Raw genomic sequence first — 17990 nt, forward strand, 5'->3', positions numbered from 1 at the left:
ACCCAGCCTTCCAGAACGTCCTCAGAGCCGCCGGTACGTGGAGACCGTGAACGACACCGTCACCGCCTGGGGCTCGGCCAGCGCGTCCAGGCGGGCACGTCGGTCGCCGCGGTCGAGGTGGAAGGCAGTCGGGCCCATCTCCACCGCCTGGCGGATCTGGCGCGGGGTCAGCTGCGCCGTCCGGCGGACCTCCGTGCGGCCGGTGCGGGCGAAGTACTCGCCGAGCGTGCCGTCCAGGCGCTCCTCCTTGCGGTCGTCCACCGACAGCACCAGGTCGCCCAGCTCATGGAGGTGGTCTGGGGCCGGAGACGCCACCGTCAGCAGCCCGCCGGGCCGCAGGACGCGGTGGAACTCCGGCCCGTTGCGCGGCGCGAAGACGTTCAGCACCGCCGAGGCCACCTCGTCGCCCACCGGCCACGGCTCCCACAGGTTCCACACCGCCGCGCCCAGGCGCGGGTGGGCGCGAGCCGCGCGTCGCAACGCCACCGCGGAAACGTCCAGCGCGAGACCCCAAGCCGCGGGAGCCGCCTCCAGGACGTGCGCCAGGTAGTAGCCCGTTCCGGCGCCCGCGTCGATCACGAGACCGTCCGCCTCCGCGCACACGCGGGCCAGCTCGTCCGCGAGCGACCGGTACGCCTCCGACGCCAGGAAGTCCGCGCGGGCCGCGACCATCGGTGCCGTGTCCGCCGTCCCGGCCGGGATTCGCGCGTGCAACAGGTTCACGTAACCCTGGCGGGCTAGATCGAACGAGTGGCGGTTCTCGCAACGCAGCGTGCGATCCACGGCCTCCAGCGGCGTACCGCACACCGAACAGCGCAATGCTTCCACGACCAGGGGTGGCAGTGAGTCATTCCCGTGGTCACCAGACGTCATGGGGCTATTCGACCACGACGTTACGCAACCAGACACTCCAGGACACGTCCCGGGAAACCTGGCCGTAACAACCGGGCACGGACAGTTCACGCGGGCGAAACCTCTCGCGCCGCCCCGTGAAACACCGCGAGCCAAAACTGCCTTCGCAGGACACCCAGGGCACGGGAGGACGATGTGCTGAACGCAGGAGACACCGCATGGGTACTGGCCAGCGCCGCGCTGGTCATGCTCATGACCCCAGGATTGGCCTTCTTCTACGGCGGCATGGTCCGCGCGAAGAGCGTCCTGAACATGCTGATGATGAACTTCATCGCGCTGGCCGTGGTGGGGGTGCTCTGGGCCCTCTACGGCTTCTCGATGTCCTTCGGCGACGACGCTTTCGGCGGCTTGCTCGGCAACTTCCACTTCGCCGGCTTGGAGAACACCTTCGGGAAGCTCGCCGGCTTCGCGGTCGCCGCGACCGACTCGGCGCCCGCCGTCGCGTGGCCCGGTACTGACGCGCTGCCGGTGCTCGCGTTCGTCATGTTCCAGCTGATGTTCGCCATCATCACGCCCGCGCTGATCTCCGGCGCCATCGCCGACCGCGCGAAGTTCTGGGGCTGGACGCTGTTCGTCGTCATCTGGGTGACGGTCGTGTACTTCCCGGTCGCGCACTGGGTGTTCTCCTTCAACGGCTTCATCGGCGAGAACTCGGTCGGCGGCTGGATCGCCAACAACCTCAAGGCACTCGACTTCGCCGGTGGCACCGCGGTCCACATCAACGCCGGTGCCGCGGGCCTCGCCCTGGCGATCGTGCTCGGCAAGCGCAAGGGCTGGCCGAAGGACACCGGCCGCCCGCACAACGTGCCGTTCGTCCTGCTCGGTGCCAGCCTGCTGTGGTTCGGCTGGTACGGCTTCAACGCCGGTTCGGCGCTGGCCGCCAACGACCTCGCCGCCGTCGCGTTCACCAACACGACCGTCGCCACCGCCGCCGCCGTGCTCGGCTGGCTGATCGTGGAGCAGCTCAAGTTCGGCAAGCCGACCACCCTCGGCGCGGCGTCCGGCGCGGTCGCCGGCCTGGTCGCCATCACTCCGGCGTGTGGTTTCGTGAGCCCGCTCGGGGCCATTGCGATCGGCCTGATCGCCGGCGTCCTCTGCGCGCTCGCCATCTCGCTCAAGTTCAAGTTCGGCTTCGACGACTCGCTCGACGTCGTGGGCGTCCACCTGGTCGGCGGCATCGTCGGCACGCTGCTGATCGGCTTCTTCGGCACCACGAGCGTCAACGCGCTCGGCGCCGACGGCCTGTTCTACGGCGGCGGGTTCACCCAGCTGGGCCGGCAGGCGCTGGCCGCGGGCGCGGTGCTCGCGTACTCCTTCGTCCTGTCCTTCATCATCGGGTTCGCGATCAAGAAGGCGGGCGGTTTCCGCGTCAGCACCGAGGACGAGGTCAGCGGCATCGACGAAGCTCAGCACGCGGAGAGCGCGTATGACTTCACCGGGTTGTCCGGCGGTGGCGCTCCGTCCATCATCCCGGTCAAGTCTTCCCCCGCCGCGAAACTCGAGGAGACCAAGGCATGAAGCTCATCACGGCGATTGTCAAGCCGTTCACGCTGGACGACGTCCGCTCCGCGCTGGAGCAGCTGGGCGTGCTGGGCATGACGGTCAGTGAGGTCCAAGGCTACGGCCGGCAGAAGGGCCACACCGAGGTCTACCGCGGCGCCGAGTACTCGGTGGACTTCGTGGCCAAGCTGAAGATCGAGGTCGTCACCGACGACACCAACGTGGAGAAGGTCCTCGAGGCCATCACCACGGCCGCGCACACCGGCAAGATCGGCGACGGCAAGGTGTGGGTGACGCCGGTGGAGACCGTCATCCGGGTACGGACCGGCGAGCGCGGCACGGACGCTCTATAGGCGACGGGGATGGCCGACGGGGGCGAACTGGTCAAGGCCACCGAGCGATTGCTCGAGGGCAGGCACGGGAGGCTGGGGGCGTCCGCACTGCGGGCGGCCCTGGTCGACCTCTACGAGTTCTGGCTGGGCAGGGGAGCCTCGGCGGCCGGCGTCGACACCGCGGAACCGGGTGTCGCGCTGGTCGCCGTGGGCGGGCTCGGCCGCCGGGAGCTGGTGCCGTTCTCCGATCTCGACCTGGTGCTGGTGCACAACGGCAACAGCAAGGTCGGCGAGATCGCGGACGCGCTCTGGTATCCCTTGTGGGACGCGAAAGTCGGGCTGGACCACTCGGTCCGCACGCCCGGCGAAGCACTGAAGGTCGCTTCGGAGGACCTTCGCACGGCGATGGGCCTGCTCGACGCCCGGCACCTTTCCGGGGACGCCGAGCTGACCGGCCGCCTGGTGTCCGCGGCGCGCGACCAGTGGCGCCGCACCGCGCGCAAGCAGATCCCGGACATGACGGCGTCGGTCCGGCAACGCTGGTCCCGCAGCGGCGAGATCGCGCAGTCCGCCGAACCCGACCTCAAGCACGGGCGGGGCGGGCTGCGGGACTTCGCCGTCCTGGAAGCCCTGGCCGCGGCGCAGCTCACCGCGCGGCCCGGCGAAGAGCTCCTGGAAGCCAAGGGGCTCCTGCTCGACGTCCGCACCGAGCTGCGGCGGGAGATCCGGCGCGAACGCGACATCCTGTCCGCGCCGGAGGCCGAGCTGGTGGCCGCCGAACTCGGGTTCGGCGACCGCTTCACGTTGGCCCGCAAGCTTTCCGGCGCGGGCCGCACGATCGCGTACGCGCTGGACGTCGCGCTCCGGTCCACTGTGGAACCGCCGAAACCGCGGTTCGGACGGCGGCCGTCGCGCACTCCGCTGGCGGAAGGCGTGGTGCTGCACGGGAACGAGGTCGCGCTGGCCCGCGACGCCGTCCCGGCGAAGGACCCGGCGCTCCTGCTGCGGGTCGCCGCGGCGTCGGCGCGCACGGGCAAGCCCATCGCGCTCGGCACGCTCAAGGCACTGGCGGAATCGGCGCCGGAGCTGCGGGCGCCGTGGCCGCCTGATGCGTTGAACGCCCTGGTCGAGCTGCTGGGCGCGGGGGAGGGCCTGGTCGACGCCGTCGAGTCGCTGGACCGGACCGGCCTGTGGGCCCGGCTGTTCCCCGAGTGGGGCGCGGTCCGCGACCTGCCGCCGCGCTCGCCGGTGCACCAGTGGACGGTCGACCGGCACCTCGTGCGCACCTGCGTCGAGGCCGCCAAGCTGACCACCACGGTGTCGCGGCCGGACCTGCTGCTGATCGGCGCGCTCCTGCACGACATCGGCAAGGGCCGCGACGCCGACCACTCGGAGCTGGGCGCGAAGATCTCCCTCCAGGTCGCCACGCGGCTGGGGCTGAGCCCGGCGGACGCGGCGACGGTGTCGGCGATGGTCCGCCACCACCTCCTGCTGCCACACACCGCGACGCGCCGCGACATCAGCGAGCCGGAGACGGTCGGGCGCGTGGTGAAGACCTTGGACAGCGACCTCGTCCTGGTCGAGCTGCTGCACGCGCTCACCCAGGCCGACTCGCTGGCCACCGGCCCCGGCGTCTGGACCGACTGGAAGGCGCGGCTGCTCGCCGAGCTCGTCACGGGCTGCGAAGAAGTGCTGCGCGGCAAGGGCTTCACCGCGCCCGAACCGATGGACGGCGACCAGCGCGAGCTCGTCGCCCAGGCCGTGGCTTCGGGCACCGGCGAAATCCGGATCAGCGCTCATGGCAAGGTCGTCACGGTGCTGCTGGCCGTGCCGGCCCGCGCGGAGCTGCTGGCGCCGGCGGCGGGCGTGCTGGCGCTGAACTCGCTGGAAGTGCACTCGGCGGTCCTGCGGGGTCACGACGGCGGCCGGGCCGGCGTCTTCACGGCGTCGCCGAAGTTCGGCTCCTTGCCGGACGCGACACTGCTGCGCGAGCAGTTCGCCCGCGCGGTCGCCGGCACCCTCCCGCTGACCCAGCGCCTGGCGGCGAAGGAACGCGACTACGGCTCGCCGGGCGCGGCCCCCGTCGCGCCGAAGGTCCTCTGGTTCGACGACGAGACGAGCGGCCCCGACACGGTGGTCCTCGAACTGCGCGCCGCCGACCGGATCGGCCTGCTGTTCCGGGTCGCGGGCGCCCTGCGCCGCTGCGACGCGGAGGTCCGCTGGGCGAAGGTGTCGACCCTCGGCGGGGCAGTGGTGGACTCGTTCGCGGTGACGCCCCGCGGCGGCCGCATCGAGCCGGGCTGGCGGCGCGAGGTGGAGCAGGCGATCCTGGCCGCCGCTTCGTAAGCGCTTCCGGGCCGTGAATGTCGCATTGAGGGACTTCAAGTCCCTCAATGCGACATTCACGGCTTTCGGCGACCGCTAGATTGCGCCGCGGTCGGACGCCGCCAGCTCGTGAGCGGGCCGGCCTGCCTCGGGCCGTCCGAACCACCGCAGCAGCGCCTCCTCCAGGCCCGGGCCACCGGACCACACCACGTAGCCGTCCGGCCGGACGAGCCGCGGCTGGGCGCCGGGCCGCGTCTCGACCCGGTCGGCCCAGCCCGCGGGAAGCGCCGCACCGATCAGCACCGCGCGGCCGTCGGGTGCGGCCGGAACCTCGGCGCGACCGCTGACCCCGGGATAGGTCACCCCGAGTCCCGACAGCTCCGAGGCGAGGGCGCGGCGTGCTTCGGGGACAGTCAGCAGTCCCGTGACGACCTCCCGCACGGCCGCCGCGTCCGGGTCCGGCACGCCGAGCACCGCCTGGGCGCGGGTGCTGACCAGCACGCGGGCCGCGATCGGGTGGCGTTCGTCGTGGTAGCTGTCGAGCAAGCCGTCCGGTGCGGTGCCGCGGACCGTCGCGGCCAGCTTCCAGCCGAGGTTCACCGCGTCCTGCAGACCCAGGTTCAGCCCCTGGCCGCCGACCGGCAGGTGGACGTGCGCGGCGTCGCCGGCGAACAGCACCCGGCCGTGGCGGTAGCGCTCCAGCTGCCGGGCCGCGTCGCCGAAGCGCGACGCCCACCGCACTTCGCCCACCTCGATGCCCGGTCCGTGCGCGGCGGTCAGGGCCCGCTGCAGTTCCGGGAGCGTCACCGGCTCGTCGCGGCCGAGCCGCTGCTGCTCCTCGCCGAAGACGATCGTGCGGAAGCGACCGCCGGACAGCGGCAGCAGGTAGCCCGATCCCGAAGACGGCAGCTGCCAGTCGTCCGCCAGGCCGGCGGGCTTGGCCGTCAGCGTGACGTCCGCGACGACCAGGGAGATCCGCGCCGGCGTGCCGGGGAACGCGGCGCCCAGGAGTGTGCGCACCGTGCTGTGCCCGCCGTCGGCGGCGACGAGCCACCGGGCGCGGTGAGTACGTCCTCCCGCCGTGACGGTGACGCCCTCGTCGTCCTGCGAGACGGCGGTGACGGCCGCGTCGCGCAGCACCGGGGTGCGCAGCCGCGCCTCGATCGCCGCCGCGACGTGGACCTGTTCCACGCCGAGCTGGTACGGGAAGCGCGTCGGCAGGTCGGTGTAGTCGATCGGGAGGCCCGAGAAGTGCCCGGCGGGCAGCTTCGCCTGCACGTACGGCTCGATCGCGGTGAGCAGGCCGCGGTCGGCCAGCACCTCGGCCGACCGGGGCTGCAGGCCGAGGGCCTTCGACTGCGTCGTGGGCCGGGCGTCCCGTTCCAGGACCAGCACGTCGAGCCCGGCGCGTTCCAGTTCGAACGCGGTCAGCAGGCCGGTGGGCCCGGCGCCCGCCACCAGGACGTCAGGCATCGAGGTTCTCCTTCTTGAGGTACCAGAGGTGCCAGCCGATCAGGACGGCCAGCGCGCCGAACCACGTCACGTTGGTGACCAGCGCGATGAGGTCGATCGGCAGCGTGTAGACGAGCACGATGTGCAGCACCGCCCCGGCCAGCAGCACCGCGCCCCAGACGGCCGTGTTGATCCGCAGGCCGCGGCGGAACCGGGCGTCGGTGTCCCAGCGGCCCGCCCAGGCGTCCGCCCCTTCGGCGCCGCGCTTGACCTCGGCGATCGTGCGGCCCAGCGTCAGCTGCGCCGGCCGGCCGACGAACACCGAGACCAGCATCCACGCGCCGAACACGCCACCCAGCGCCGCTGTCCACCCTTCGCGGATCACCAGCGTGCGCGGGTCGTCCGAGAGCAGGCCCAGCACCACCGACAGCACCAGGACGCTGAGCGTGACCAGGGCGACCAGGTCGACCTTGCGGGTGCGCACGATCGTCCACACCACGTACGGCGCGGCCACCAGGACGCCGGCCATCAAGGCCCACCACTGGCTCACGCCCGCCGCGCGCAGGCCGTAGAACAGCGCCATCGGCACGACCACTTCGAACACGACGGTCAGCACGTTCGCGCGGATCAGCCGGCGCAGGCCGGCGTCGGGTTCGGTCTTCTCTTCGATCATCATGCGGGTTCCCCACTGGATTCGGGTGCGGTCGCCCGCACGTAGAGGTCGGCGAGCTCACGGCCGATGCGCGTGAGCTCGGCGGGCGCCAGCCCGGCCGCGGCCGCCGTGGCGACGACGGCGTCGAGGCCGGAGGTGAAGGCGAGCGCCGTGGTCCGGGCGTCGAGCGGGCCGAACGCGCCCGCCGCCTGCCCGGTGCGGAAGTGCTCTTCGAACAGCGCGAGCCGCCCGTTGACGCCCACGCTCTGCGAGCCGGCGTTCTTCACGAGGTCGATCAGCGCGCGCACTTCGTTGGGGTGCTCGCCGACGAGCTCGACGTTCGACTCGACGTAGGCCCGCAGCTGGGCGACGTGCCCCACGGCGGCGTCGATGCGGGGCCCCATGAAGGCTCCGGTGATCTCTTCGATTTCGGTGACGCAGGCCGCGAGCAGGTCGTCCTTGCCCTTGAAGTGGTAGCTGATCATGCCGGTGCTGGACAGGCCGGCGTGCTTCGCGATCCGGCTGAACGACGCCTTGGCGTAGCCGTCCTCGGCGATCACCTCGATCGCCGCCCGCACGATCTGGGCTCGCCGGCCGGACTCCGTGAACGTTCTTGCTCGCATGAGCAAAATTTAGCTCAGCCGAGCAAAACCGGCAAGTCGCCTGGTCAGGGTCGGGAAAAGGGGTGGGTCAGGCGGTGGCGGTGCCGTCTACGACGCGGTTGCGGCCCGCGTCCTTGGCCCGGTAGAGGGCCTTGTCCGCGGCCTGCAGCAGGCGCTCGACGGCCGTGCCGCCGTCCGGGTACGTCGCGACGCCGATCGACGCCGACAGGGCGCCGATCACGCGGACGTGGCTGCCGTCCTCGTACTCCACCTTCAGCGACTCGATCGCCGACCGGATGCGCTCGGCCACCGCGAGCACCGCCGCCGGGCCGATGTCCGGCAGCAGGACCACGAACTCCTCGCCGCCGAAGCGGCCGACCGAGTCGTAGTCGCGGACCGCACTCTTGATCGTCGACGCGACCGCGCGCAGCACCGTGTCACCCGCCAGGTGACCGTGCTGGTCGTTGATCAGCTTGAAGTAGTCCAGGTCGATCATCAGCACGCCGAACGTGCTCCGCGAGCTGCGCTGGGCGCGGGCCAGTTCGCGGGAAGCGAGCAAATGCCACCCGGTCGTGTTGAACAGGCCGGTCTTCTCGTCGGTCGTCGCGGCGATCTCCAGCTGCTTGATCAGCACCGCGCGGTGCAGCACGAGCAGCGGCGGCACGATCGCGACGGCGAGCGCGGGCAGGGTCGCCAGCGTCAACGCCGTGAGCAGGCCCAGGCAGAGCGTCGCGACCTCGAGGAGGTTGTCGCCGAGACCGCCGAAGAACGCCTTGATCGTCCGCTTGGTGATCGTCAGCGCCGGGACGATCGTGATCGCCGAGACCAGGAAGTACGTCAGCGCGGCCAGCGAGATGGCCGTGACGCCGCGCCAGCCCGACGTCAGGGCCGCGTACATGTCGCCGACGCCGAGCCGGGCGAGCACGAACTCGGCCGAATAGCAGGTGATGACGACCAGGGTCGCGTTCAGCGTGGTCCGGAACGGCGGGACGCGCTTCATCCGCGCGAGGCTGCGCGTCGCCAGGTGCAGGTAGAGGACGGCGACCAGGGCCGTCACGAGCGCGGGCGGCAGGAGCAGCACGCCGGCGAACGTCCAGACCGACGTCAGGTTGATGTGCGGGGTGTCGGACACCAGCCGCCGGACGCGCTCGATCTGCCGGCCGAGCTCCGCCTGCAGTACGCCGAGGACGGCGAGGACGCCGAAGACGACGAGATCCCAGTCGTGGACGGGTACGTCGGAGGCGGTCCACACGGTCGCCACGAGCGCGACGGACTCGACGAGGAAGCAGTAGAAGACGAGCGACCCGCGCTGGCGCCAAAGGGTCCAGTGAGCAGGGAAAAGCGCCCCACGGATCCGCCCCACGCGGGGTTCGGCCGGACGGGCGCCGTCCATACTCAAGGCGGTGCAACTCCCCTGGGTGATCCGACGATCCGCGTCCACTTCACCACATCGGGCGACCCTGATCGACGATTGCCACACGTTCGGAGCAGTGAAGGGAGGTCGCCGTGCGCAACCGCGAGTCCTGACGCCCCGACCGTTGCCGACGCCGACGCCGGAGGGAGGCCGTCATGCGCAACCGCGAATCCTGAGCCGCCGAAGCCCCGCTGGAACGCCCGAGAGGAGACGTGCCGTGCGCAATCGCGAGTCCTGAACCGACGCTTGCCTGCCGCTTCGCGTGAGAGGAGAGCGCTGTGCGCAATCGCGAGTCGTGAGCTCAAGCCCGCCTGCCGCTACGTCCGGAAGGGAGATGTGCCGTGCGCAATCGCGAGTCCTGAACCGACGCCTGCCTGCCGCTTCGCGCGAGAGGAGTGCGCTGTGCGCAATCGCGAGTCGTGAACCCAAAGCCACCTGCCGCTTCGCGGGAGAGGAGTGCCCCGTGCGCAACCGCGAGTCCTGACCACGCCGAACACCCGTCCGTCCAGCAGGAGAGGGGAAACGTCACCATGCGCAACCGTGAGTCGTGAACACCCGCCGGAGGAGCTCCGGCCCCAGAACCCGCAGGCCCGGGTGGGGCCGCTCAGGCGGTCGCGCCGCCGTCGACCACCAGGTCGTGCCCCACGGTGAAGGCCGCTTCGTCCGAAGCCAGCCACAGCACCGCGGCGGCCACCTCGGCGGTGGCCCCCACCCGGCCCAGCGGGATCGCGTCCTTCAGCCGCGCGGCGCGGTCCGCGTCCGTCTCGCCGGGGCGCAGTGACATGTCCGTGGCGGTCGCCCCCGGGCTGACCGCGTTGATGCGGACGCCGTCGGCGATGTGGTCGCGCGCAGCCGTGCGGGTCAGCGCGCTCACCGCGGCCTTCGACGCCGCGTAGGCCGCCATGTTCGGCAGCCGGCCGTGCGCGCCGATGTTCGACGCGATCGTGACGATCGCGCCACCGCCGTGCGCCCGCATGTGCGCGACCTCGTGCTTCAGGCACAGCCAGGTGCCGGTGAGGTTCGTGCCGATCACCGCGCCGAAGCCGTCCTCGTCGAGGTCCGCCACCGGGGCCGGCGACCCGAGGATGCCCGCGTTGTTGACCGCGACGTCCAGCCCGCCGTGCCGCTCGACGACCGTGGAGACCATCCGCGCCACGTCCGCCGAGTCGGTGACGTCCACCGTCACCCCGCTCGCCGCGTCGCCGATCTCCTGCACCGCGGACGCGAGCCGTTGCTCGTCCCGCCCCGCGACCACGACCGTCGCGCCTTCCGCCGCGAACGCCTTGGCCGTCGCCAGCCCGATGCCGGAGCCGCCGCCCGTCACCAGGACGACCTTGCCTGCGAACCGTGCCCCCATGGCTGCCTTCTTTCTGGTCTGATCAGTCTCGAATGAGGATGCGCATCGCCTGGGAGACGGCCGCGTCGAGCCGGCTCGCCGCGTCCGTCCCCTTGCCCAGGACGCGAAGCCCTTGAAGCACGGTGAGCAGGAAACGCGCCAGCGTCGCCGGGTCGCTGCCGCCGGGGAGTTCGTCCTGGGTCCTGGCGCGTTCGAGCGCCATCGTCAGGGCGACTTCGAGGGTGTCCCAGCTGCGCTCCACGATCCGCGCGACCGCCGGATCGCGGGGGAGGAGCTCGATCGCCGCGTTGACGACGAAGCAGCCGACGGGCCCGTCTTCGCCCAGGATGTCCGCGACATAGCCCTCGAAGAGCCGCCGTACCGCGGCCACGCCCGAGCCCGGTTTCGACAGTTCGGACACGACCCGGGTGTCGGTCCGCTCGGCGTAGCGCTTCAACGCCGTCACGTAGAAGTCGTGCTTCGTGCCGAAGGTCGCGTACAGGCTCGCCTTCGCGACGCCGAGGTGCGTGACGAGGTCGCTGACCGACGTCGCTTCGTAGCCCTGGCGCCGGAAGAGCGCGAGCGCGGCGTCGCACGCTTCGTCGACGTCGAACTCCTTGACCCGGGACATGATCGAAACCCTACCTATATCGAGAACGCTCGGTCAAATAAGCATGCCGCGGTGTGTCGCCTCCGATGACGGGCTGTGCGGTGGCACGATGGCTGATCTGACCGCCGGAGGGGGTGAGTGATGCAGGACCTGACGCTGCCGCCGACGGTCGTCGCCACCCACCTGCGCTCCTGCGCCGAGGAGCTCGCCGCCGGCCTGCGTTGCGGCGGCCCGGGCGCCACGACCGCCGAGCTCACCGACGTCGTCGCGCACCTGATCGCGAGCCAGGAAGCCATCTCCCACGCGCTTGCCGGCCTCGCCGCCCGCGTCGAAGGCGGCGGTGCGCACGCGCTCGCCGCGGCCCCGCCCCTGGACGTCGAGGTCGTCGCCGAGGTGTTCCGCGAGGCGGCCATCGCGGCCCGCTGCACGGCCGAAGCTCTTGGCGAGGTCACGCCGTCGTTCGAATGTGTGAGCGAATCCGTCGCCCCTGACACCCGTTTGTAGCTGTCGGGGCGCGCGGGCGCGTGTCTAGCCTGAGAGCTGCGGAGGTGGCTCGCATGCGCGCGATGTGGATGGGCACGATCGGGTTCGGCAGTTACGCCATTCCGGTGAAGGCGTACAGCGCCACCGAAGACCGCGAGATCCCGCTGCACCAGGTGCACGAGGCCGACGGCGGCCGGATCCGGGTCAAGCGGGTGTGCGAGGTCGACGGCGCCGAGGTGCCGCCCGAGGAGATGGTCCGCGGGTACGTCGTGCCCGGCGGCGACGTCGTGCTGCTGTCGGACCACGAACTCGCGTCCCTGCCGATGCCCGGCCGCACGATCGCCATCCGCGGCTTCGCGCCGCAGGCCGACGTCGACCCGATCTGGTTCGCGAAGAGCTACTACCTCGAGCCGGAGCCGGCGGGCACGAAGCCGTACGTGCTGTTCAGCGAGGCTCTGCAGCAGTCCGGGCGGATCGCGCTGGTCACGGTCGCGCTGCGCCGGCGCGAGACGCTCGGCGCGCTGCGCGTGCGCGACCAGGTGATCGTGCTGGAGACGATGCTGTGGCCCGATGAGGTTCGCACGCCCGACTTCCCGTTCCGGCACGCCGACGTCGACATCCGGCCGGGCGAGCTGCGTCGCGCGGTGAACCTCGTCGAGGAGCTGACCGGCGAGTTCGACCCGGGCCGCTATCCCGACCGTTACCGCGAGGCCTTCCAGGCGTTGGTCCAGGCGAAGATCGACGGTGCCGAGGTCGTCCAGCCGACGGCCGCGGAGCAGGCGGAGGGCGTCACGCGGCTGCTGGCGGCGCTGCAGGAGTCGGCGTCCGAAGCCGAGGACGCGCGCACCGCGGCCGTCACGAAGGCCAAGGCCGCCGCGTCGAGGGCGGCGAAGGCGCGTACGACGGCGAAGCGAGCCGCGTCTCGCGGGCGCACGAAGACGTCCTGAGTAGTACTACCCACGGGTAATTGAGGGTTCTCCCACTGCTGGCCGGGTGTCCGGCGCGGCAGACTTCCTCCTGCCAGCGGATACCGGATCGCTGGCGAGGGGGGAAAGGGAACCGGACGGCCCCTGGGGAGGTGAGCCGTCCGGGCACCAGGGTTCCGGGGCGGGCCGACGGAGGAGCGGCCCGTTCCCGGAACCCGTGTCGCACCGCGGGGAGGCGGCGCGAAACGAGGGGGTGGCCCGGAAGCCGCCGTGGAGGGATCGAGGGGTCTCCGCGGCGGCTTTCAGGCGTCCGCCACCCGGAGCATCAGCTCCGAAGCCAGTTTCAGCAGCTGCCGTTCGGTCGGCGACAACGTCGTTTCGATGGCTCCGGCCAGCCACCGCTCCCGCCGGACGCTGTACTCGCGCAGCACCGCCAGCCCCGCCGGCGTGATGCTCACCAGCGACCGGCGCCCGTCCGCGGGGTCCGGCGAGCGCGTCACCAGCTCGCGTTCGGTCACCCACGCGAGGATCCGGGTCAGCGACTGCGGCTGCAGCCGTTCGGCTTCGGCCAGCTCGGTCGGTGTGTGCGTGCCCGCCCGGTAGAGCCGGCTCAGCACCGCCAGCACCGCCGGGCCCGGGCCGTTCGGGTCCCGCTCCGCGCGCATCCGCCAGTTCAGCCGTCCGACGCCCTCGCGCACCCGGTGGGCCAGGTCGGCCAGCTCAGGGTCCGCGCTGACCGGTGGTGCGACGTCGGATTCGGGCTGCATGCCCCCAGGTTAAGCGGTTCCCCGGACCAGCCGGGCATAACGCCCGTCGCGCGCCAGCAGCTCTTCGTGGGTCCCGCGTTCCACGATCCGGCCCTCGTGCAGCACCACGATCTGGTCGGCGTGCTCCACAGTGGACAGCCGGTGTGCGATCGTCAGCGTCGTGCGGCCCGCGGCGAGCCGGTCGAGCTCGGCCTGCACCGAGCGTTCCGTGCGGGTGTCGAGCGCGCTGGTCGCCTCGTCGAGGATGAGCACCGGCGGGTTGCGCAACAGGATCCGCGCGATCGCCATCCGCTGCTTCTCGCCGCCGGAGAACCGGTAGCCGCGCTGGCCGACGACCGTGTCGTACCCCTCGGGCAGCCCGGCCAGGGTGTCGTGGATGTGCGCCGCCTTCGCCGCAGCCTCGATCTCCTCGTCGGTCGCGTCCGGCTTCGCGAAGCGCAGGTTCTCCCGGACGGTGTCGTGGAACAGGTACGTCTCCTGCGACACCATCCCGACGCCCGCCGCGAGCGACGCCAGGGTCACGTCGCGGACGTCGGTGCCGTCGATCCGCACGGAGCCGGAGCTCACCTCGTACAGCCGCGCCACCAGGTACGCGAGCGTCGTCTTGCCTGAACCGGTCGAGCCCACCAGCGCCGTCGTGGTCCCGGCCGGGACGTCGAGGTCGATGTCCTTCAGCGTCAGCGGGCCCGCTGTGTCGGATTCGTCGTAGCGGAAGGAAACGCCGCGCATCGACACGTCGCCGCGCCGCACCTCCAAGATCTCCGCGCCCGGCTTGTCGCTGATCTCCACCGGCAGGTCGAGGACTTCGAAGATGCGTCCGAACAGCGCCTTCGACGTCGCCACGTTCTGCCCGATCGTCTGCATCGCGCTGGCCGGCGCGACCAGCCGGTTGAGCATGCTGGTGAACGCCACGACCGTGCCGAGCGAGATCGGCGACGCGCCGCCCGCCAGCGCCAGGCCGGCGATCCAGTAGACGAGCGCGGGGATGACGGTCAGGCTCATCCCGCGCGACGCGATCTGCCAGCGCCCGGCCAGCGCCGCCGCGCGTTCCAGCGCCGCGATCTCCCGGGACTCGGCGCCGAAGCGCTCGCGCATCGCCCGTTCGTTGCCCATCGTCTTGGCGAGCAGCACGCCGGTGACCGAGAGGGACTCTTCGACCATCGTCGTCAGCCGGGCCATCCGCCGGGTCCGGCCGCGGGCCAGCGTCCGCCGCTTCTTGCCCAGCCGGAGCGTGAACAGCAGGAACAGCGGAACGACGATCAGCGACAGCGCCGCGAGCTGCCAGTCGAGCACGATCAGCGCCACCGTGATGGCGATCGTCGTGGTCGCGTTCTGCACCACCGAGCCGGCGGTCGTGGTGATGACGTTGTCGACGCCGCCGATGTCGTTGAACACCCGCGAGAGCACTTCGCCGCTCTTCGTCCGGGTGAAGAAGCCGAGGGACATCCGCTGCAGGTGGCCGTAGACCGACACGCGCAGCTCGTTCATCACCCGCTGCCCGATCGTGTTGGACAGGCCGGTGGTGGCGACGCCGAGGGAGCCGCTGCCGATCGCGCAGACGATCATCCCCGCCGCGAGCAGGCTGATCAGGAGCGTGTTCCGGTGGGGGAGGGCGTCGTCGAGGATCTCCCGCAGGAGGAACGGCGAGACGACGCCGAGCCCGGCTTGCACGACGATCAGCGCGAACAGTGCGGCGAGGGCCGCGCGGTGCGCGTCGAAGAGCCCGGCGATCCGCCGGAGGGGGACCGGCTCGTCGGTGTCGGCGGCCGGTTCGGTGAGCGACGGCCGGGGTCTGGTCGCGGAAGTCATACACGTATGTTTACCGAATCTGACTGAGCTGGCCACCGGATATTCCCAGGTAAAGCCACCTTTACCTCAGGTGGTCAGGCAAACTGGTACATCTGTGTTTACTGATCGCGCGGGCGACCTTCGCGTACCCGTGAGGGGGGCGAGCCGGAGCGACTACCCTCGGGAGGGCCGGCTTCGTCCGGCGCGCCACTCTCGACCCAGCTGGAGCGTGCACACCCGTGTTCGACACCCTGTCCGATCGGCTCACCGCCGCCCTGCAGACGCTCACGCGCAAGGGCAGGCTGTCCGACGCCGACATCGACGCCACCGCGCGCGAGATCCGCATCGCGCTGCTGGAGGCCGACGTCGCCCTCGGCGTGGTCAAGACCTTCATCGCGAGGATCAAGGAGCGGGCGAAGGGCGCCGAGGTCTCCCAGGCGCTCAACCCCGCGCAGCAGGTCGTCAAGATCGTCAACGAGGAGCTCGTCGGCATCCTCGGCGGCGAGACGCGCCGGCTGAACCTGGCGAAGAACCCGCCCACCGTGATCATGCTCGCGGGTCTGCAGGGTGCCGGTAAGACGACGCTCGCGGGCAAGCTCGCGCTGTGGCTGAAGAAGCAGGGCCACGCGCCGATGCTGGTCGCCTGCGACCTCCAGCGCCCGAACGCCGTCACGCAGCTGCAGGTCGTCGGCGAGCGCGCCGGGGTCGTCACCTTCGCCCCCGAGCCGGGCAACGGCGTCGGCGACCCGGTCGACGTCGCCCGCCGCGCCATCGCCGAAGCGAGGCACGCGCAGCACGACGTCGTCGTGGTCGACACCGCCGGCCGCCTGGGTGTCGACGAAGAGCTGATGAAGCAGGCCGCGGACATCCGCGACGCCGTCCAGCCGGACGAGACGCTGTTCGTCGTCGACGCGATGATCGGCCAGGACGCCGTGACCACGGCCGAGGCGTTCCGCGACGGTGTCGGCTTCACCGGCGTCGTGCTCACGAAGCTTGACGGCGACGCCCGCGGTGGTGCCGCGCTGAGCGTCCGCGAGGTGACCGGCCAGCCGATCCTCTTCGCCTCCAACGGCGAGAAGCTCGAGGACTTCGACACCTTCCACCCGGACCGGATGGCGTCGCGGATCCTCGGCATGGGCGACGTGCTGACCCTGATCGAGCAGGCCGAGCAGGCCTTCGACCAGGACCAGGCCGAGCAGGCCGCGGCGAAGCTGTCGAGCGGCCAGCTCACCCTCGAGGACTTCCTCGAGCAGATGCTCGCGGTCCGCAAGATGGGCCCGATCGGCAACCTGCTCGGCATGCTGCCGGGCGCCGGTCAGATGAAGGACCAGCTCGCCCAGGTCGACGACAAGCACCTCGACAAGCTGCAGGCGATCATCCGCGGCATGACGCCCGCCGAGCGCGACAACCCGAAGATGATCAACGGGTCGCGCCGGCTGCGCATCGCCAACGGCTCGGGCGTCAGCGTCCGCGAGGTCAACGACCTGGTCAACCGGTTCTTCGAGGCCCGCAAGATGATGGCCCAGATGGCCGGCCGGTTCGGCTTCGGCGGCGGGGGCGGCGGTTCCAAGACGCGCAAGGGCAAGAAGGGCAAGAAGGGGAAGGGCCCGACGCAGCCCAAGGTCCGCGGCGGCTTCCCCGGCGGCATGCCGATGCTGCCCCCCGGTGGCCAGATGCCCGGCGGGATGCCCGACCTGTCCAAGCTGGGCGGCATGAACGACGTCCCGGGCTTCGACCCGTCGAAGTTCAAGCTGCCGAAGAACCCCAAGGACAATTGAGCGCCGCGCTCCACGCCGCCGGGGTGATCCTGCCCGGCGGCGAGTCCCGGGACCTCTGGATCACCGGCGGCCGGATCTCGTTCGAGCCGGTGCCGGACGCCGAGACGCTCGGCCGGGACGTCTTCCTCGTGCCGGGCCTGGTCGACGCGCACTGCCACCCCGGCATCGGCGTCGGCGGCCCGGTGTCGCTCCATGACGCAGCGACCCAAGCGCTGGCCGACCGGGCCGCGGGCACGCTGCTGATCCGCGACTGCGGCCTGCCGATCGACGTCCGGCCGCTGCAGCGGCGGTCCGACCTGCCGACCATCATCCGGGCCGGCCGGCACCTCGCCCTGACCAAGCGCTACATCCCGGGTCTCGGCATCGAGCTGGACGACCCTGCGCAGCTGCCCGAGGCGGTCGCCGAGCAGGCTCGCGACGGTGACGGCTGGGTCAAGCTGGTCGGCGACTGGATCGACCGCGGCGCCGGCGACCTCGCCCCGCTCTGGCCGGACGACGTCCTGGCCGAAGCGGTCGAGGTCGCGCACGACCACGGCGCCCGCGTCACCGCGCACGTGTTCGGCGAAGCCGCGCTGCCGGGGCTGATCGCGTCGGGCATCGACTGCCTCGAACACGGCACCGGCCTGAGCGCCGACCAGCTGTCCGAGCTGGCCCGCAACGATGTCGCTCTCGTGCCGACGCTGATCAACATCGAGAACTTCCCGGGCATCGCGGACAAGGCCGGCAAGTACCCGGCCTACGCGGCGCACATGCGCGCGTTGCACGCCGGCGTCGGCCAGATGGTCGCCACGGCGATCGAAGCGGGCGTACGCGTCTTCGCGGGCAGCGACGCGGGCGGCATGGTCGAGCACGGCCGGCTCGTCGACGAGATCGAGGCCCTGCACCGCGCGGGCATGACCCGCGAGGCGGCGCTGGCGAGCGCGTCCTGGGCCGCCCGCGACTGGCTCGGTCACCCCGGCATCGCCGACGGCGCCCCCGCCGACCTGCTCGTCTACGCGAGCGATCCCCGCGAGGACCTGGGCGTCCTGCGGCACCCGGAGCACATCGTGCTCGGCGGTGTCGTCTACGTGTGACCCCCGCTGTTTTCCTTGCGGGGACGGCACTTTAGCGTTG

16 protein-coding genes are annotated in these 17990 nt (G+C 71.5%); 7 read left to right on the top strand and 9 right to left on the bottom strand.

Translation table 11 applies throughout. The features are described 5' to 3' along the window. Window positions 1-21 precede the first annotated feature (21 nt). The gene (locus tag ACZ4TR_RS39105) at window positions 22-873 is read right to left on the bottom strand and encodes a putative RNA methyltransferase (RefSeq protein ID WP_465293221.1); all 852 of its coding nucleotides are present in this window, start codon (window positions 871-873) and stop codon (window positions 22-24) included. A 174-nt stretch (window positions 874-1047) separates the two neighbouring features. On the opposite strand from ACZ4TR_RS39105, the gene ACZ4TR_RS39110 reads away from it, so the two are divergent. Genes ACZ4TR_RS39110 through ACZ4TR_RS39120 form a run of 3 tightly spaced genes read left to right on the top strand, consistent with a single transcriptional unit; the run spans window position 1048 to window position 5090 of the window. Then, the gene (locus ACZ4TR_RS39110) at window positions 1048-2430 is read left to right on the top strand and encodes an ammonium transporter (RefSeq protein ID WP_364515581.1); all 1383 of its coding nucleotides are present in this window, start codon (window positions 1048-1050) and stop codon (window positions 2428-2430) included. After that, the gene (locus tag ACZ4TR_RS39115) at window positions 2427-2765 is read left to right on the top strand and encodes a P-II family nitrogen regulator (RefSeq protein ID WP_086677886.1); all 339 of its coding nucleotides are present in this window, start codon (window positions 2427-2429) and stop codon (window positions 2763-2765) included. Before ACZ4TR_RS39110 ends, ACZ4TR_RS39115 begins: the two co-directional genes overlap by 4 nt. A 9-nt stretch (window positions 2766-2774) precedes the next feature. Beyond that, the gene (locus ACZ4TR_RS39120; RefSeq protein WP_465293222.1) at window positions 2775-5090 is read left to right on the top strand and encodes a [protein-PII] uridylyltransferase; all 2316 of its coding nucleotides are present in this window, start codon (window positions 2775-2777) and stop codon (window positions 5088-5090) included. Between the two features lie 75 nt (window positions 5091-5165). Here ACZ4TR_RS39120 and ACZ4TR_RS39125 read toward each other — a convergent pair whose 3' ends face one another. The 6 genes from ACZ4TR_RS39125 to ACZ4TR_RS39150 form a co-directional block, all read right to left on the bottom strand. Continuing rightward, window positions 5166-6542 (bottom strand): FAD-dependent oxidoreductase, encoded by a 1377-nt coding sequence (locus ACZ4TR_RS39125; protein ID WP_465293223.1) that lies wholly within the window; start codon window positions 6540-6542, stop codon window positions 5166-5168. Beyond that, entirely contained in the window at window positions 6535-7197 is a 663-nt protein-coding gene (locus ACZ4TR_RS39130) for a VC0807 family protein (protein WP_465293224.1), read from the bottom strand. Before ACZ4TR_RS39130 ends, ACZ4TR_RS39125 begins: the two co-directional genes overlap by 8 nt. Next, window positions 7194-7796: a TetR/AcrR family transcriptional regulator gene (locus ACZ4TR_RS39135; RefSeq protein ID WP_465293225.1), complete on the bottom strand. Its 603-nt coding sequence runs from the start codon at window positions 7794-7796 to the stop codon at window positions 7194-7196. The genes ACZ4TR_RS39130 and ACZ4TR_RS39135 overlap by 4 nt, the downstream gene beginning before the upstream one ends. 67 nt (window positions 7797-7863) lie before the next feature. Next, on the bottom strand, window positions 7864-9168 hold the full coding sequence (locus ACZ4TR_RS39140; protein WP_465293226.1) for a GGDEF domain-containing protein: 1305 nt from the start codon (window positions 9166-9168) through the stop codon (window positions 7864-7866). Window positions 9169-9793: 625 nt separating this feature from the next. Further along, the gene (locus tag ACZ4TR_RS39145; protein WP_465293227.1) at window positions 9794-10546 is read right to left on the bottom strand and encodes an SDR family NAD(P)-dependent oxidoreductase; all 753 of its coding nucleotides are present in this window, start codon (window positions 10544-10546) and stop codon (window positions 9794-9796) included. A gap of 22 nt (window positions 10547-10568) precedes the next feature. Further along, entirely contained in the window at window positions 10569-11156 is a 588-nt protein-coding gene (locus ACZ4TR_RS39150) for a TetR/AcrR family transcriptional regulator (protein ID WP_364515561.1), read from the bottom strand. A gap of 120 nt (window positions 11157-11276) precedes the next feature. Between ACZ4TR_RS39150 and ACZ4TR_RS39155 the strand changes: the two genes are divergently transcribed. After that, entirely contained in the window at window positions 11277-11639 is a 363-nt protein-coding gene (locus ACZ4TR_RS39155; RefSeq protein WP_364515558.1) for a hypothetical protein, read from the top strand. Window positions 11640-11692: 53 nt separating this feature from the next. Continuing rightward, window positions 11693-12565: a non-homologous end joining protein Ku gene (gene ku / locus ACZ4TR_RS39160; protein ID WP_465293228.1), complete on the top strand. Its 873-nt coding sequence runs from the start codon at window positions 11693-11695 to the stop codon at window positions 12563-12565. Between the two features lie 281 nt (window positions 12566-12846). Here the strand turns inward: ku and ACZ4TR_RS39165 are convergent, their stop codons facing one another. Together ACZ4TR_RS39165 and ACZ4TR_RS39170 are read right to left on the bottom strand one after the other, a co-directional pair. Beyond that, window positions 12847-13311, bottom strand: coding sequence for a MarR family winged helix-turn-helix transcriptional regulator (locus ACZ4TR_RS39165; protein WP_465293229.1), 465 nt, complete (start codon window positions 13309-13311; stop codon window positions 12847-12849). Window positions 13312-13320: 9 nt separating this feature from the next. Further along, the gene (locus tag ACZ4TR_RS39170) at window positions 13321-15120 is read right to left on the bottom strand and encodes an ABC transporter ATP-binding protein (RefSeq protein ID WP_465293230.1); all 1800 of its coding nucleotides are present in this window, start codon (window positions 15118-15120) and stop codon (window positions 13321-13323) included. A gap of 218 nt (window positions 15121-15338) precedes the next feature. Here ACZ4TR_RS39170 and ffh point away from each other — a divergent pair, with 218 nt between their 5' ends. After that, a complete protein-coding gene (gene ffh / locus ACZ4TR_RS39175) occupies window positions 15339-16877 on the top strand; it encodes a signal recognition particle protein (protein ID WP_364515546.1) in 1539 nt (512 codons plus the stop codon). Further along, window positions 16874-17950 carry an amidohydrolase family protein gene (locus tag ACZ4TR_RS39180; RefSeq protein WP_465293231.1) on the top strand — a complete coding sequence of 359 codons (1077 nt, stop codon included), beginning with the start codon at window positions 16874-16876 and terminating at the stop codon, window positions 17948-17950. Before ffh ends, ACZ4TR_RS39180 begins: the two co-directional genes overlap by 4 nt. Window positions 17951-17990: the final 40 nt, after the last annotated feature.

The sequence above is a fragment of the Amycolatopsis sp. NPDC028719 genome, from assembly GCF_055565395.1.

What these genes read in the sequence shown, in the direction of transcription:
- ACZ4TR_RS39105 (WP_465293221.1), bottom strand. Translation starts at nt 873, where the DNA reads ATGACGTCTGGTGACCACGGGAATGACTCACTGCCACCCCTGGTCGTG.
- ACZ4TR_RS39170 (WP_465293230.1), bottom strand. Translation starts at nt 15,120, where the DNA reads ATGACTTCCGCGACCAGACCCCGGCCGTCGCTCACCGAACCGGCCGCC.
- ACZ4TR_RS39125 (WP_465293223.1), bottom strand. Translation starts at nt 6,542, where the DNA reads ATGCCTGACGTCCTGGTGGCGGGCGCCGGGCCCACCGGCCTGCTGACC.
- ACZ4TR_RS39155 (WP_364515558.1), top strand. Translation starts at nt 11,277, where the DNA reads ATGCAGGACCTGACGCTGCCGCCGACGGTCGTCGCCACCCACCTGCGC.
- ACZ4TR_RS39115 (WP_086677886.1), top strand. Translation starts at nt 2,427, where the DNA reads ATGAAGCTCATCACGGCGATTGTCAAGCCGTTCACGCTGGACGACGTC.
- ACZ4TR_RS39145 (WP_465293227.1), bottom strand. Translation starts at nt 10,546, where the DNA reads ATGGGGGCACGGTTCGCAGGCAAGGTCGTCCTGGTGACGGGCGGCGGC.
- ACZ4TR_RS39165 (WP_465293229.1), bottom strand. Translation starts at nt 13,311, where the DNA reads ATGCAGCCCGAATCCGACGTCGCACCACCGGTCAGCGCGGACCCTGAG.
- ku (WP_465293228.1), top strand. Translation starts at nt 11,693, where the DNA reads ATGCGCGCGATGTGGATGGGCACGATCGGGTTCGGCAGTTACGCCATT.
- ACZ4TR_RS39135 (WP_465293225.1), bottom strand. Translation starts at nt 7,796, where the DNA reads ATGCGAGCAAGAACGTTCACGGAGTCCGGCCGGCGAGCCCAGATCGTG.
- ACZ4TR_RS39130 (WP_465293224.1), bottom strand. Translation starts at nt 7,197, where the DNA reads ATGATGATCGAAGAGAAGACCGAACCCGACGCCGGCCTGCGCCGGCTG.
- ACZ4TR_RS39150 (WP_364515561.1), bottom strand. Translation starts at nt 11,156, where the DNA reads ATGTCCCGGGTCAAGGAGTTCGACGTCGACGAAGCGTGCGACGCCGCG.
- ACZ4TR_RS39120 (WP_465293222.1), top strand. Translation starts at nt 2,775, where the DNA reads ATGGCCGACGGGGGCGAACTGGTCAAGGCCACCGAGCGATTGCTCGAG.
- ACZ4TR_RS39140 (WP_465293226.1), bottom strand. Translation starts at nt 9,168, where the DNA reads ATGGACGGCGCCCGTCCGGCCGAACCCCGCGTGGGGCGGATCCGTGGG.